General features: G+C 39.8%; 13 protein-coding genes and 1 pseudogene. 11 read left to right on the forward strand and 3 right to left on the reverse strand.

The window, feature by feature from the left end:
• Window positions 1-106 precede the first annotated feature (106 nt).
• The 5 genes and pseudogenes from H5160_RS20650 to fliD all read left to right on the forward strand — a co-directional run.
• Window positions 107-1,003, forward strand: a pseudogene (locus tag H5160_RS20650) (flagellin hook IN motif-containing protein); the annotation flags it as partial.
• Between the two features lie 66 nt (window positions 1,004-1,069).
• The gene (locus H5160_RS20655; protein WP_404936230.1) at window positions 1,070-1,570 is read left to right on the forward strand and encodes a flagellin; all 501 of its coding nucleotides are present in this window, start codon (window positions 1,070-1,072) and stop codon (window positions 1,568-1,570) included.
• A 307-nt stretch (window positions 1,571-1,877) separates the two neighbouring features.
• On the forward strand, window positions 1,878-3,347 hold the full coding sequence (locus tag H5160_RS20585; protein ID WP_182737096.1) for a flagellin: 1,470 nt from the start codon (window positions 1,878-1,880) through the stop codon (window positions 3,345-3,347).
• A 145-nt stretch (window positions 3,348-3,492) separates the two neighbouring features.
• The gene (locus tag H5160_RS06385; RefSeq protein ID WP_182737097.1) at window positions 3,493-3,918 is read left to right on the forward strand and encodes a flagellar protein FlaG; all 426 of its coding nucleotides are present in this window, start codon (window positions 3,493-3,495) and stop codon (window positions 3,916-3,918) included.
• A 61-nt stretch (window positions 3,919-3,979) separates the two neighbouring features.
• Window positions 3,980-5,389, forward strand: a complete 1,410-nt coding sequence (gene fliD, locus H5160_RS06390) for a flagellar filament capping protein FliD (RefSeq protein WP_182737098.1) — start codon at window positions 3,980-3,982, stop codon at window positions 5,387-5,389.
• A 96-nt stretch (window positions 5,390-5,485) separates the two neighbouring features.
• Here fliD and H5160_RS06395 read toward each other — a convergent pair whose 3' ends face one another.
• Both H5160_RS06395 and fliS read right to left on the reverse strand, forming a co-directional pair.
• A complete protein-coding gene (locus tag H5160_RS06395; RefSeq protein ID WP_182737099.1) occupies window positions 5,486-5,800 on the reverse strand; it encodes a hypothetical protein in 315 nt (104 codons plus the stop codon).
• An 8-nt stretch (window positions 5,801-5,808) separates the two neighbouring features.
• On the reverse strand, window positions 5,809-6,210 hold the full coding sequence (gene fliS / locus H5160_RS06400; protein ID WP_182737100.1) for a flagellar export chaperone FliS: 402 nt from the start codon (window positions 6,208-6,210) through the stop codon (window positions 5,809-5,811).
• Window positions 6,211-6,631: 421 nt separating this feature from the next.
• Between fliS and H5160_RS06405 the strand changes: the two genes are divergently transcribed.
• Window positions 6,632-8,068, forward strand: a complete 1,437-nt coding sequence (locus H5160_RS06405) for a sigma-54-dependent Fis family transcriptional regulator (protein WP_182712653.1) — start codon at window positions 6,632-6,634, stop codon at window positions 8,066-8,068.
• 320 nt (window positions 8,069-8,388) lie between these two features.
• On the opposite strand, the gene H5160_RS06410 is transcribed toward H5160_RS06405, so the two are convergent.
• A complete protein-coding gene (locus H5160_RS06410; RefSeq protein ID WP_182721181.1) occupies window positions 8,389-8,982 on the reverse strand; it encodes a DNA-3-methyladenine glycosylase I in 594 nt (197 codons plus the stop codon).
• 132 nt (window positions 8,983-9,114) lie between these two features.
• Here H5160_RS06410 and H5160_RS06415 point away from each other — a divergent pair, with 132 nt between their 5' ends.
• The 5 genes from H5160_RS06415 to fliG all read left to right on the forward strand — a co-directional run bounded on the left by H5160_RS06415 (window position 9,115) and on the right by fliG (window position 14,948).
• Window positions 9,115-10,227: a PAS domain-containing sensor histidine kinase gene (locus H5160_RS06415; protein ID WP_008168789.1), complete on the forward strand. Its 1,113-nt coding sequence runs from the start codon at window positions 9,115-9,117 to the stop codon at window positions 10,225-10,227.
• Complete coding sequence (locus H5160_RS06420) at window positions 10,224-11,690, forward strand: sigma-54 dependent transcriptional regulator (RefSeq protein WP_182695477.1); 1,467 nt, start codon at window positions 10,224-10,226, stop codon at window positions 11,688-11,690. The genes H5160_RS06415 and H5160_RS06420 overlap by 4 nt, the downstream gene beginning before the upstream one ends.
• A 156-nt stretch (window positions 11,691-11,846) precedes the next feature.
• The gene (gene fliE / locus H5160_RS06425; RefSeq protein WP_039484631.1) at window positions 11,847-12,179 is read left to right on the forward strand and encodes a flagellar hook-basal body complex protein FliE; all 333 of its coding nucleotides are present in this window, start codon (window positions 11,847-11,849) and stop codon (window positions 12,177-12,179) included.
• 20 nt (window positions 12,180-12,199) lie between these two features.
• On the forward strand, window positions 12,200-13,915 hold the full coding sequence (gene fliF, locus H5160_RS06430; protein ID WP_039484629.1) for a flagellar basal-body MS-ring/collar protein FliF: 1,716 nt from the start codon (window positions 12,200-12,202) through the stop codon (window positions 13,913-13,915).
• Window positions 13,908-14,948: a flagellar motor switch protein FliG gene (gene fliG / locus H5160_RS06435; protein WP_007581881.1), complete on the forward strand. Its 1,041-nt coding sequence runs from the start codon at window positions 13,908-13,910 to the stop codon at window positions 14,946-14,948. The genes fliF and fliG overlap by 8 nt, the downstream gene beginning before the upstream one ends.
• Window positions 14,949-14,951: the final 3 nt, after the last annotated feature.

A 14,951-nucleotide genomic window follows, 5' to 3' on the forward strand; every position in this document is an offset into this window, starting at 1 on the left:
TAAAGTTGGCACAGTAAATGCTTTTCTTATTGTAAGAAATTATCGAACAGTGGTTCCTGTTAAATCGTGTTGAACCACACTCTGTTTAAACCTAGGAGATGGTAAAATGGCATTAACAGTAAATACTAATGTGTCGTCACTAAACGCACAACGTAACCTCAATAAATCAGGTGAAGGCTTAGCAACTTCGATGGAGCGTTTATCATCAGGTATGCGTATCAATAGCGCAAAAGATGATGCCGCAGGTCTACAAATTTCAAACAGATTAACATCGCAAATTAATGGCCTAGCCGTTGCTCAGCGAAATGCTAATGATGGTATTTCAATGGCGCAAACAGCCGAAGGTGCTATGCAGGCATCTACTAATATTTTACAAAGAATGCGAGAGCTTTCCTTGCAGTCTGCAAATGGTTCAAACTCAGATAAAGATCGTGATGCTCTTCAAAAAGAAGTCGTTCAACTCAAGTCAGAACTTACAAGGATCGCAGAAACAACCCAATTTGGTGGTCAGCAATTATTAAATGGCGATTTCGGCACGAAATCTTTTCAAGTCGGAGCTAATGCAAACGAAATTATAGGGCTAACACTTAAAAATGTTTCTGCAGATAGTATAGGATCATTTGATAAAGTGTTAGTTGGTACAGCTGGTTTGGGTAGGGCTAGTGCGGCGGCTAACGATGGTGCAGCATCTAACAATGGATTTGTTGGTACTGGTGCTTTAACAGTCAATGGAACTCAATTAGCAGCGAACCCTGCTGCTGGTAGTGAAGCAAGCGCAATTGCAGAAACAATAAACGAGTTATCAGGGACCACAGGTGTTACAGCCGATGCTAGGACACAAGCTGAAATTAAGCTAACAGCTGGCGACTCTGTCAGCTTTACTCTCAACTCTGTTCAAATATCAGCTTCTGTTTCGGGTACCGATGATTTAACTGATTTAGCAACAGCAATTAATGAAGAGACAAGTAATACAGGTGTAACCGCAGAAAGTAAAGATGGCAGATTAATACTGACAGACGAAAGCGGTAAAGATATCGAAATTGCAGACTTTACAGCAGCTACGGCTGACATGACTGTCGCTGGAATAGCCCAAGATGGAACAACGCAGGCCGCTCCAATTTCACTTGACGGTCAGGGGACTGCAGCAGATAGTACAACTATAGCTGGTAGTATTAAACTTTCATCTGATAATAGCTTTAGTGTTGTTGCTGCCACAGCGGCGGACTTTGGCGCTGGTGGTGTTTCTGCTTTAACAAAAGTTTCTGATATTGATATTAAAACCCAAGACGGCTCGCAAAGCGCTTTAGCTGTTATAGATGGCGCGCTATCACAAATAGATTCGCAACGAGCAAATTTAGGTGCGGTACAAAATCGCTTCAGCCAGACAATTAGTAATTTAGCCAATGTTCAAGAAAATGTGTCGGCATCGCGTAGTCGTATTCAAGATACAGATTTTGCAACTGAAACCGCACAAATGACTAAAAACCAAATATTACAACAAGCGGGCACTTCAATACTCTCGCAAGCAAACCAAATACCGCAAGCGGCAATTAGCTTATTAGGCGGTTAATTATTAGTTCAACTAGTGACTAAATATATAAACGCACTTTATTAAGTGCGTTTTTTATTTTTGGGTTGTTAAAATCAACTAAAAGCATAATATGTAAATTGTATTTTAAACTCATTTAAAATAACTAATCTTTTAAAACAGTCGGTTAGCTTTTTTTTAACGAATAAACCAGTTTATTTCTAAAATACTTCTAAAGATAATTTACCTCCTGCCGTTAACTTAATCAGTACGGAGCTGAACATGTATTTATGGCAGCTCTTGGTTAAATCAAAACAGCAATATTACGAAAGTAATCAGGAGTCTTATCATGGCTATATCAGTAAATACAAATGTATCTTCATTAAACGCTCAACGTAACCTTTCAGCTTCAGGTTCAAATTTAGCTACCTCAATGGAGCGTTTATCATCGGGTATGCGTATTAATAGCGCAAAAGATGATGCAGCAGGCCTGCAAATATCAAACCGTTTAACATCTCAAATTAATGGTTTGGGTGTTGCACAGCGTAACGCTAATGATGGTATTTCAATGGCGCAAACTGCAGAAGGTGCTATGCAAGCTTCTACCGACATCTTACAAAGAATGCGTGAATTAGCACTGCAATCTGCTAATGGCTCTAACTCAGACAAAGACCGCGATGCTTTACAAAAAGAAGTAGTACAGCTAAATACAGAACTAACACGTATTGCAGAAACAACGTCTTTCGGTGGTCAGCAGTTACTAGATGGTTCATTCGGGACTAAGTCTTTCCAAGTTGGTTCTAATGCAAATGAAACAATCGGTGTTACTTTAAAAGATATCTCAGCTAATAGTATAGGCTCTTTCGATAAAGTACTAGCAGGTGCCGCTGGTAGTGCCTTAGGTCTTGGTAGAGCGAGCACTGCAGCAGATACAGCAACGGCATCAACTAATGGGGTAGCCGGTGGAGCTTTAAGTATCGATGGCACAGCGCTTACTACAGCACCTAGTGCTGGTAATTCAGCGGAAACAATTGCTGCAGGTATTAATGAGCTGTCAGGTACAACAGGCGTTACAGCTGACGCTAGAACGCAAGCTGAAATTAAGTTAACAGCAGGCGACTCAGTAAGTTTTAGCCTTAACTCTGTTCAAATATCAGCTTCTGTTTCGGGCACCGATGATTTAACTGATTTAGCAACAGCTATCAATGAAGAGACAAGTAACACAGGTGTAACCGCAGAGAGTAAAGATGGTCGATTAATACTGACAGACGAAAGCGGTAAAGATATTGAAATTGCAGACTTTACAGCAGCGACTGCGGATATGACCGTAGCAGGTATTGCTCAAGACGGAACGACGCAGGGTACTCCAATTTCACTTGATGGTCAGTTAGCTGCTGCGGATAGCACAACTGTTGCGGGAAGCATTAAACTTTCATCTGATAGTAACTTTAATGTTGTTGCGGCTACGCCTGCTGATGCTGGTGCTGGTGGTGTAGCAGCACTATCTAAAGTTTCAGATGTAGATATTAAAACTCAAGATGGTTCGCAAAATGCTTTAGCTGTAATTGATGGTGCACTATCGCAAATAGATTCACAACGAGCTAACTTAGGTGCGGTACAAAACCGCTTTAGCCAAACAATTAGTAATTTAGCAAATGTTCAAGAAAATGTATCTGCATCACGTGGTCGCATTCAAGATACTGATTTTGCGGCAGAAACAGCGCAAATGACGAAAAATCAAATATTGCAACAGGCTGGAACATCAATCCTGGCGCAAGCAAACCAGTTACCACAAGCAGCACTTAGCTTAATAGGTTAAAGGCAATAGCTTAATGGTTAGCTAACTAATGCATAAAGTCAGTATTAGTATTAAAAAAGGAGGTGGCTTTAGCTACCTCCTTTTGTGGTTTAAGAATATAAACTAAGCTATTGTTGGTTTAATTAAGTACAAATAGGAATCTGTTATGAATACAATTACTTCAAACGCAGAAATTACAACATTACCGACTCCCATTGCTGGTGATGATAAGCAAACAGGACAAGCTGCTCGTTCTTTAACTGAGCGAGCAGTTGATGATGTAAAGCAAACGGAAGTGCTCAATCAACAAAAGCTACAGCAAAACCAATACAAAAATAACAATCAAGATGAAAAAGATCAGCCCTTAGAGCGCGAACAGCTAGAACAAATGGCGCAACAATTGCAGGACTTTATGGGTGAAATGAATCGCAGCTTACAATTTAAAGTTGATGAAGATTCAGGCCGCGATGTCATTAAAGTGCTCGATAAAAACAGTGGTGAAGTAATTAAGCAATATCCTTCTGAGGAAGTATTAAGTTTGGTGTCTAAATTGTCTGAATCTGCTGGTATTTTAATCGACCAAACAGTTTAGTCGGTAGTTTGCATTACCAATATCAAGTTAGTGTATTTTTAAGTATTTAAAGAGGTGAAGTATGTCTATATCGTTCAATGGCTTAGGCTCTGGTTTAGCTGTGTCAGATATTGTTGATGCACTCGTTAATGCTGAAAAAGCTCCTGCGGAATCTCGTTTAAATACTCGAGAAGGTAATTTAACTACAGATATTTCAGCTGTTGGTGCACTCAAGTCAGCGCTTGAAAAAGTACAAACTTCAATGCAAATATTAGGTGATAGCGATAAGTTCCAACAGCGGAGCACATCAGGCAGCGATGATTTTATATCGATAAGTGCTGATGGAGAAGCCCAACCTGGAGGATACTCAGTAAAGGTAAATAACTTAGCTTCGGAACATAAAATTTTATCAAAAGCTTTTGATTCTGAAGCTGCTGTAGGTGAGGGAACTATTACCTTGGCCTCTGGCGATAACAGCTTTGAGATACTTGTGTCTGGCACAGCAACTCTTAGCGAAATTCGTGATGCGATAAATGATAGCAACGATAACGACAGTATTAACGCAACTATTATTACTGACGATGATGGACAGCATTTGGTTTTTTCAGCTAAAAATAGTGGTGTTGATAACATCATTAATATTGAAGTTGCTGATATTGACGGAGACAACACCGATTTAAATGGACTTTCGCGATTAGCTTTTGATTTAAATGGTGTTAAGAATATTGATGAAATAATAGAGGCAACAGATGCATCTATTACCATTGATGGTTCACTTACAGTGAGTAGCTCATCTAATGAATTTGCCGGAGTAATTGACGGTATTACAATAACAGCTAAAAAGTCACACGACACAGATGACGATTTGAGTGATATATCGGTTAAAGAGAATAATAATAATATCAAAGCTGGTTTAAATAGCTTTATCGAAAGTTATAATGAGCTATTAGAACTAAGCAAGAACCTAGGTGCATCAAGCGAAGATGGCGTTGGGGTTATGGCTGGGGATTCATTACTTCGAGGCGTTATGTCAAAGCTTCGTAGCGAAATAACAAATCCTATTGATTTAGGTGACGGGAACTCGTTATCACTTTCGCAGTTAGGTGTTGAAACAGACCGCTACGGTGTTTTAACACTAAATAGTGAAACATTGGATGACAAAATAGATGCAGATGTTGATTTAGTACAGCAGTTTTTCGTGGGTAATGAAGGCGATGATAATGGTGGGTTTGCAAAGTCCTTTGATGAAAAGTTGAGCTTTTATACGGATTCCGATGGTATTATCCAAAACCGAATAGACAGTAAAACGAACCAACTTGATGATTTAGATGATCAGCGCGTGAGCCTTGCTAGTAAAATGGAGTCGTTATCTTCTCGGTTATACGCTCAATATAATGCGATGGATTTATTAGTAGCGAGCCTTAATAACACCAGCAGTTATGTTCAAGCTCAATTAGAGAATATGCCAGGCGTAGTACGAGATAACTCTTAGTAGATAAATATAATATTAAATTAATAACTAAATTAAGAAAGCACAAAAAAACCGTTATTTAAAACGGTTTTTTTGTGCTTTCTATTTAAGTAGATTTTAGCGACTTGCTTTATAAGCTTTAATCGCCTTACCTGATTTTTTATGTTTAATAATAGCTTTTGATGATTCGTTTTTTGCACTATTCGCTTTTACTAAAATAGTATTTATACGAAGCTGAATTAATTCTAATTGTTTTGCGCTTGGGCCGTCGCTGCTTTCGCACCATTGCTTTAGTTTAACATTTAAAGTGTCTAAAAGAGGCTGAGCTTCGTCTGCGTTATCATCATTTACTAACACTTCAATATTACTAAGCAACGTTTGTATGAGCTCAGAGTAGTTAGTTAATGGCTCTGAAAATGTTGGCGAGTCCATAATTGAAATTAAACCGCAGGGCTTCGTTGATCTAGCGGAATATTATCCCAGCCTTCTTTAATTTCTTTAACAATACTTGATACTTCCACAATTGCTTCAATATCGTTGTTTATGTTCGCTTGCGTTAAACGGCGCTGGCAGTAATCGTAAAGCGCCAATAAATTATTAGAAATACTAGGGTCTTGTTCTACTTCTAAATTAAGTGCATCTTGCAGTGCACCAAATAGCAAAATACATGCTGAAATGTTTTCCCCTTTTTTTGCTATTTCTTTGCGCTCAATAAACCCTTTTGTTGCTGCTAAGCGACCGATGATATTACTGAATATAAGGTTTATTTGTTCGTAAGGGGCCATTTCGGCAATACTACTGGCACGAACTTGACTGTATTTTTTTACTGAGACATGAGCCATGGGAAAATCCTAAAATTTAAAACGATAAAATTATGTGAAAGCTAATACAAAAAATTAATTAAGCTTTTATACTTTTATAAGAACAAAGCAATATTAATGCCAAGCATTTTCACTTATTTATGTATCGGCATTTGTAACTTCAACTTAAATTTATAATTGAGTTTATTTACTAACAATAGCATTTTTATTGCAGAGTAAATTAATTTTTAGGGCTAAGTTATAGTTAGGTAATAGTTAAGTAATGGCTAAGTTAAAACTATAACCCATACTTAATGATTAACTATTAAGTATGATTGACTTAACTAGCCCGCCTGTTTTTTGGCGTTTATGTCAAAAAACTGCCGCTATCACTTGCATCCATGCTGAACTGGCTTACAATTTAACTAATTATACAAATTAGTGAAAGTACGGCTCGCTAAATATGATCTTGATTTTAGATAATAATAACAACCGCGCAATAGGATTAAATGCTTCACTTGGCTTTATTGGTGAGGCTGCTCAACTATTAAGCGAAGACTGCTTTGAACAAGAATGCAAAAAATATCAGCAGCAAGAATGCATGATTATTTTAGGAGCGTTGCAATCACTTGACCACGAAAGCTTAATTAAACGCTATCCAACATTACCCTTTTTATTAATTGGCGAAACGCTAAAACCACTATTAAGTATCGCTAATGTGGTGGGGCTTATTTGCGAGCCATTTAATCACGAAGTGACAACTCAGTTACTTCACGATTGCCAACAGTATCAGCGCATGCTGCCTAATGAGCATAAGCATAGTAAACCACATAAAATTTTTGATGGACTTGTTGGTGAAACAGAGGCCGTAAAAGATGTTCGCTTTTTAATTGAACAAGTGGCAAAAACCGACGCTAATGTTTTAATTTTAGGCGAATCAGGCACAGGTAAAGAAGTGGTTGCCCGTAATGTACACTTGCTTTCAAAGCGTATTAATGGACCGTTTGTACCTGTTAACTGTGGTGCTATTCCGGCTGAGCTGCTCGAAAGTGAACTATTTGGCCACGAAAAAGGCGCGTTCACTGGTGCTATATCGGCTCGTAAAGGGCGCTTTGAACTAGCTCAAGGTGGAACGCTATTTTTAGATGAAATAGGCGATATGCCACTGCAAATGCAAGTTAAGTTGCTGCGAGTATTGCAAGAACGCAGCTACGAACGTGTTGGTGGTACAAAGGCAATCCAAGCTGATGTACGCGTTATTGCGGCCACGCATCGTAATCTTGAAACAATGATTGAAGAGGGTAGTTTTAGGGAAGATTTATATTACCGTTTAAATGTATTCCCTATCGAAAACCCATCGCTGAGTGAACGAGCTGATGATATTCCGCTGCTTTTAAAAGAGTTAATGCGCCGTGTTAACGACCAGACTGGTTCTACCGCTAAGTTTACAGAGCGCGCAGTTGAGAGCTTAAAAGAACATGCTTGGCCTGGTAATATTCGTGAGCTTGCTAATTTGGTGGAGCGTATGGTTATTATGTTCCCTGACAAAGTGGTTGATATTCCTGATTTACCTAACAAATATCGTTACATTGAAGTTGAAGCCTACGAGCCAGAATACCCTGAAGAGTTAATGGAAAAAGACGCCTTTAACGACATATTTAGCACAGGCTTTAGTGATTACGAAAGTGAGCCAGACGCTGAGTTTAGCCAAACGGGTAGTGGGCTATTACCTGATGATGGTATTGAACTTAAAGATTATTTAGCCGAACTTGAAATAAGCTTAATTACCCAAGCGTTAGAGCGCTATGATTACGTTGTAGCTCGCGCTGCAGAGATATTAGGGGTTCGCAGAACAACACTCGTTGAGAAAATGAAAAAGTATAATCTTTCAAGAGATTAAGGTTTAAAAGCAGCTGTCAGTGTTAAGTTATAAATTGGCCAAACACAGTAGATAAAGAACCCTTCGTTTTGTAGGTGCGGTTTTATACCGCACTTTACTTAAAAAATATTAGCAAGAGCGCGAAGTAAATTCGCACCTACACGGTTTTTACTTTTGTTGTAGACGCTAGACTTGCTCGCGTGAAAAGCGTAGCTTTTAATCATTTAAATAAAACGTTATTTCACAAAGAGAAAAAACGAGGATAAATGAGAAACCATAGCCAACTTACGCGTTACTTCTCTATAGCGCAGCGTCTCTTAACCTCTTTGTGAACTAATCACTTACTCACTAAAGGTCTTAATAATTTCTTCTTTTCTAAAACAATCATTACTGTGATCGTTAACCATGCCGCAGGCCTGCATATGCGCATATACCGTTGTAGGGCCTAAAAACTTAAAACCCCGTTTTTTTAAATCTTTAGCAAATGCAGTTGATGCCTCTGTAATTGCTGGGTAGTCCTCAGCGTTATTTAAATTACTTATAATCGGTTTATTATCGACAAACTGCCATTGGTAGTTACTAAAACTTCCAAATTCTTTTTGTATTTCTATAAAGCACTTTGCGTTGTTAACAGTTGCCGCAATTTTTAAGCGATTGCGCACAATCCCTTCATCAAGCATTAGTCTCTCAACGTCATCTTGTGTGAATTGTGCCACTTTATCTACATCAAAATTAGCAAATGCTTTTTTGTAACCGCTACGCTTTTTTAAAATTGTGTACCAGCTTAAGCCGGCTTGCGCTGATTCAAGAGTGATAAATTCAAACAGCTTTGTATCATCATAAAGAGGGACGCCCCATTCTTCATCATGGTAAATAACGTAGTCGGGTTTAGTGGTGTCGAGCCACGGGCAACGGCACTTTTTTTGCTCACTCATTATTATTCCTTTTTGTGTGCGTCATTTTTATGTCGCTCAAATTATTGATGTAACTTAATGATAAGTATGTAAATAAATTTTGGTATAAATCGTGCATTTAGACATATATCTACATCAATTCGAGATTTGATTATGGCCCTTGCTAGCGTGCTAAAACCACAGTTTTTTTCTGCAAATCAGTATAACCCATGTTTACTTCAAGAGGAGTACATTGGTGAATTAAGCGATCTGCGCAAGCAAGCAAGTTGGCTTTCACATTTGGTTGATACCATGCCAGCAGGCGTGGTTGTACTTGATGGCAAAGGGTTGATTGCAAAAGCGAATCAAATAGCGATTGATATGCTTGGCGAGCCACTTGAAGGCGAACGCTGGTTTAATGTTATTCAGCGCTCTTTTAGGCCACATCAAGATGATGGCCATGAAGTGTCTTTAAAAGACGGACGCCTAATAAAACTTGATATTACTGCTTTAGCACCAGAGCCTGGGCAACTTATTTTAATGACGGATTTAACCGAAACTCGCCGCTTACAAAAACGTGTTGCACATATGCAGCGATTAAGCGCGCTGGGTAAAATGGTTGCATCATTAGCGCATCAAGTCCGTACGCCGCTCTCAGCCGCTATGCTTTATGCTGCTAATTTAGGGTCAAAGCGCTTACCCGAAGCATCTCGCGATAATTTTCAAACAAAGTTAATGTCGCGTTTAAAAGATTTAGAAACTCAAGTAAACGACATGCTGTTATTTGCTAAAAGTGGCGATCAGCAAGTTGTTGAGCAAGTTTCAATGCAGCAGCTTTTAACCGAAGTTAAAGCAGGTGCTGATGCGATGGTCGCACTTAATGAAAGTGAGCTAGATGTAAGCTTACCAGAACCCGATATACAAATAGTTGGTAATAAAACGGCATTGGCCAGTGCTATTCAAAATCTAGTGCACAATAGTATTCAAGTTATTGGCGGTGGCGCAAAAGTAAAAATTAGCGCACAAAGAGATTTAAAAGATTTAGATATGGTTCGTATTAGTGTGAGCGACAATGGCCCAGGTGTTGATTTAAGCCAAAGCGATAAAATTTTTGAACCATTTTTTACTACAAAAAGTCAGGGCACAGGTTTAGGGCTTGCTGTAGTGAGTTCGGTGGCTAGTGCGCACCAAGGCCGTGTTGATGTGACTAATAATACGCATGGTGGTGCCTGCTTTAGCTTGTTACTGCCTATTAAGGCAACATCTAAATTAGAGGGGTCATTATGAGTAACACTATTTTAGTTGTCGAAGATGACGCAGGGCTTCGTGAAGCCTTAATAGATACCCTTGAAATGTCGGGTATTGAATGTGTTGCAGCGAGCAGTGCTGAGCAAGCAATGTTACTGCTTAAAAAAGATCAATTTTCGCTTGTTGTAAGCGACGTGCAAATGGGCGCAATGAGTGGACTTGATTTACTACGCAGTATTAAATTAAACCACCCTGATTTACCTGTATTGATGATGACGGCGTATGCCACAATTGACGATGCGGTAGAGGCCATGCGCCTAGGTGCAATTGACTACATGGCAAAACCATTTGCACCTGAAGTGCTGTTAAATATGGTGAGCCGTTATTTGCCTGAAAAAGCAAAAGAAACCGACGGCCCCGTTGTTGCTGATCCAACTAGTATTCAATTATTGGAGCTTGCAAGTAAAGTAGCACGCTCTGATGCAAGTGTAATGGTACTTGGCCCAAGTGGTTCGGGTAAGGAAGTACTTGCGCGTTATATTCATGATAAGTCGAGCCGATGTAATGAGCCATTTGTAGCGATTAACTGCGCGGCTATTCCTGAAAATATGCTCGAAGCCACGTTATTTGGTTACGAAAAAGGGGCTTTTACGGGGGCGATTCAAGCATGTCCGGGTAAGTTTGAGCAAGCACAAGGCGGTACTATTTTACTTGATGAAATTACTGAAATGGACTTAGGACTACAAGCTAAACTTTTACGCGTACTGCAAGAACGTGAAGTAGAGCGTTTAGGGGGGCGTAAAACAATTCAGCTCGATGTACGTATTTTGGCAACCAGTAATCGTGATTTAAAAGAAGCCGTGTCTGAAAATCAGTTTAGAGAAGATTTATATTACAGGCTTAATGTTTTTCCACTTATGTGGCGTCCATTGTGCCAACGCCCTGGCGATATTATTGTATTGGCTAAGCATTTAATTGAGCGCCATATAAGTAAAAGCAAGGAGCCTATGGCGTATTTAGATAAAGCTGCCGAGCAAAAGTTACTGGCTCACGCGTGGCCTGGTAATGTGCGCGAACTTGATAACGTTATACAGCGTGCACTTATACTGCGAAGTGGCGATACAATAAACGAGCATGCTATTTTTATCGAAAACTTAGTATCTAATAACTTTGTTATGGAGCCTTCATTGGCACCGGCGCAAACCGTATCGCCAACAGAATTAGCTCATGCAGATAAAGGTGTTGATAAAAGCACGTTAAGCTCTGCATATTATGATGAAAAATTGCATGCTGAGGATGAGCCTAATCAAGGTTTGCTAGCGGCAGATACCGGTAGCTATAAAGATGAGCTTAAAGACAAAGAGCATCGTATTATTTTAGAAACCCTTGCACGTTGCCAAGGTAAGCGTAAAGACGTTGCTGAAACGTTGGGTATAAGCCCACGAACTTTACGTTATAAACTAGCGCAAATGCGCGATTTAGGTATTTCACTTCCTGCATAACCTCCTATAAACCCTAAGTTTGCGCTGCGAGCTTAGGGTTGTCAAAACTCTGACTCACACAAATTAAAGTTAACCCATTGTATTTTAATGATTAATTATTTGGCATGCTTTGTGCTTTATTACTTATAAGAGTTCACTGCGTGTCAGAGATAAATTATGAAAATTCAAAACAGTGCTGTATTTCAAGAAATGCAATCAATGGCTTTAGAAGCCGGCCGTAATAATCAAACTAATAAACTGCCAACTCAGGTGCAGTCTACTTCTACAGCACAATTTGGCGACATGCTAAGTGATGCAATAAATTCAGTGCACGGATTACAACAAGATGCCGCGCAAAAAGTAACAGCGGTTGAGATGGGGGATCGAAGTGTATCCCTTGCTGAGGCGATGATTGCTTCTCAAAAATCGTCAGTTGCTTTTGAGGCTACAGTACAGGTTCGTAATAAACTTGTTGAAGCTTATAAAGAAATCATGAACATGCCTGTTTAATTAGGTAGTGGAGAATTATTGTGGCGCAATCTAACCAATCTACAGACCTAGCACTTGCTGGTGGCGGTATTGACCAAAGTGGTGGTGATGATCAACAAGAACAAAAGTCAGGCTACTTAAGTGCTTTAAATGGTGTTGATGTATTGCGCCAAGTAACATTGGTTATAGCATTGGCTATTTGTTTAGCTATCGCGATTTTTATTATTATTTGGGCTCGTCAGCCAGATATGCGCCCGTTAGGCAAAATGCAAACAGAAGAACTTATTCAAACATTAGACTTTTTAGATGCGCAAAAAATTGAATACCAACTAGATGGCAATGTTGTATCGGTTGATGAAAGCGAATACCAAAACATTAAATTGCTAATGACCCGCGAAGGGTTAGAGCAAGGCCCTGCATCTGGCTCTGACATAATTATGCAAGATATGGGCTTTGGTGTAAGCCAACGCTTGGAGCGTGAACGTTTAAAACATGGTCGTGAACAGCAATTAGCACGCACCATTGAAGAGCTAAATAACATTACTCGCGCCAAAGTATTGTTAGCCATCCCTAAAGAAAACGTATTTGCCCGCAGAGAGAAAAAACCATCCGCTACTGTTGTATTAACACTTAAGCGTGGCCGCTCACTTGACCGTGAAGAAGTAGACTCTGTTGTTGATATGATTGCTTCTGCAGTACAAGGCTTAGAGCCTGCACGTGTTACAGTCACTGACCAAAATGGTCGATTATTAAATTCAGGTTCGCAAAGCTCATTAGCAGCACGCTCTCGTAAAGAATACGATTTAGAACGTAAGCGCGAACAAGAGTATCTTGAAAAAATAGACAGTATTTTAATACCGGTTGTTGGGCTTGCAAACTATACAGCTCAAGTTGATTTGAGCATGGACTTTAGCTCAGTTGAGGAAACTCAAAAGCGTTATAACCCAGACCTACCAGCGGTTAGAAGCGAAACCACATTTGAAGAAAATAACATTGGTGGTTTAGCTGTTGGTATTCCTGGTGCGCTTACAAATCAACCACCGCTAAACTCAAACATCCCTGAAGTTGCAGGACAAGGCGGCGCAGGCACAGCTACGTCACCAACACGTAGCCACAAAGAAGCAACACGTAATTATGAACTCGATACAACTATTTCTCACAAGCGCCAGCAAAGTGGTGTAATACGCAGAATAAGTGTGTCAGTTGCTGTTGACTATGTCCCTAAAGTGGGAGAAAACGGCGAAACAACTATGGCCCCGCGCTCGGTAGAGGCATTGTCAAATATTCGTCGCTTATTACAAGGTGGTGTAGGTTTTGATATGCAACGTGGTGATGCACTTGAAGTAGTAACAGTGCCGTTTGTACGTGAAGCAACAAATTTAGCAATAGAAGTGCCACTGTGGGAACAAGACTGGTTTATGAAAATAGCCCGCCTTGTACTAGGCGCCTTAGTTATAATTGTATTGATAATGGCAGTAGTAAAACCAATGCTTAAGCGCTTAATTTACCCAGACGATACACTAGAAGAATACGACGAAGATGCATTAAGTTCAGGCGTAGATATTGGCGACAATACACTTGATATGCTAAATAAAGACTTTGATTCTGCTTCGGTTGGTTTCTCAAGTGATGGTACACTGCAGTTACCGGATTTACATGGCGACGAAGATTTACTCAAAGCAATTCGTGCCCTTGTAGCTAACGAACCAGAACTATCATCACAAGTAGTGAAAGCGTGGTTAACAGAAGATGACTGATCAAGAACAAAAACAACTCCCGCCAGCCTTTGATGTTGATAAGCTAGATGGGGTAGATAAAGCCGCTATATTACTTTTGAGTTTATCAGAAGAAGATGCCGCGCAAATTCTTAAACACTTAGAACCTAAACAGGTGCAAAAAGTGGGTATGGCGATGGCTGGGCTACAGGATTTATCTCAAGCTAAAATTAGCGCTGTACACAACTTGTTTATAGAACAAATTCAAAGCTTTAGTACCATTGGTTTTCAGTCAGAAGACTTTATTAAAAAAGCGCTTACAGCAGCACTTGGTGAAGACAAAGCCGCTAGCCTTATTGACCAAATTGTTATGGGCTCAGGTGCTAAAGGCTTGGATTCATTAAAATGGATGGACTCTAAGCAGGTAGCAAACATTATTCGTAATGAGCATCCGCAAATTCAAACCATTGTATTATCGTATTTAGAGCCAGAACAGTCAGCTGAGATTATTGCTCAGTTCCCTGAAAAAGTGCGTTTAGATTTAACAATGCGTATTGCAAACCTTGAAGAAGTTCAGCCAGCAGCACTGCAAGAGCTAAACGAAATTATGGAAAAACAATTTGCCGGCCAAGCAGGTGCACAAGCCGCTAAAATGGGTGGCTTAAAAGCAGCTGCAGATATAATGAACTACCTAGATACCAATGTAGAAGGGCAGTTAATGGACTCTATTCGTGAGCATGACGAAGAGATGTCGCAGCAAATTCAAGACTTAATGTTTGTGTTTGAAAACTTAATGGATGTTGAAGACCGTGGTATTCAAGCAATCCTTCGAGAAGTACAACAAGACGTATTAATGAAAGCAATTAAAGGCACCGACGATGCCCTTAAAGATAAAATACTGGGCAATATGTCTAAGCGTGCAGCCGAAATGCTTGCTGATGATTTAGAAGCTATGGCACCTGTTCGTATAAGTGAAGTAGAAGCGGCGCAAAAAGAGATTTTATCAACAGCGCGTCGTTTATCTGACTCAGGTGAAATTCAGCTGGGCGGCGGCGGTGGCGAGGAGTTCTTGTAAACC

Source organism: Pseudoalteromonas sp. SG43-4 (genome assembly GCF_014164325.1).
GTDB lineage: Bacteria > Pseudomonadota > Gammaproteobacteria > Enterobacterales > Alteromonadaceae > Pseudoalteromonas > Pseudoalteromonas distincta.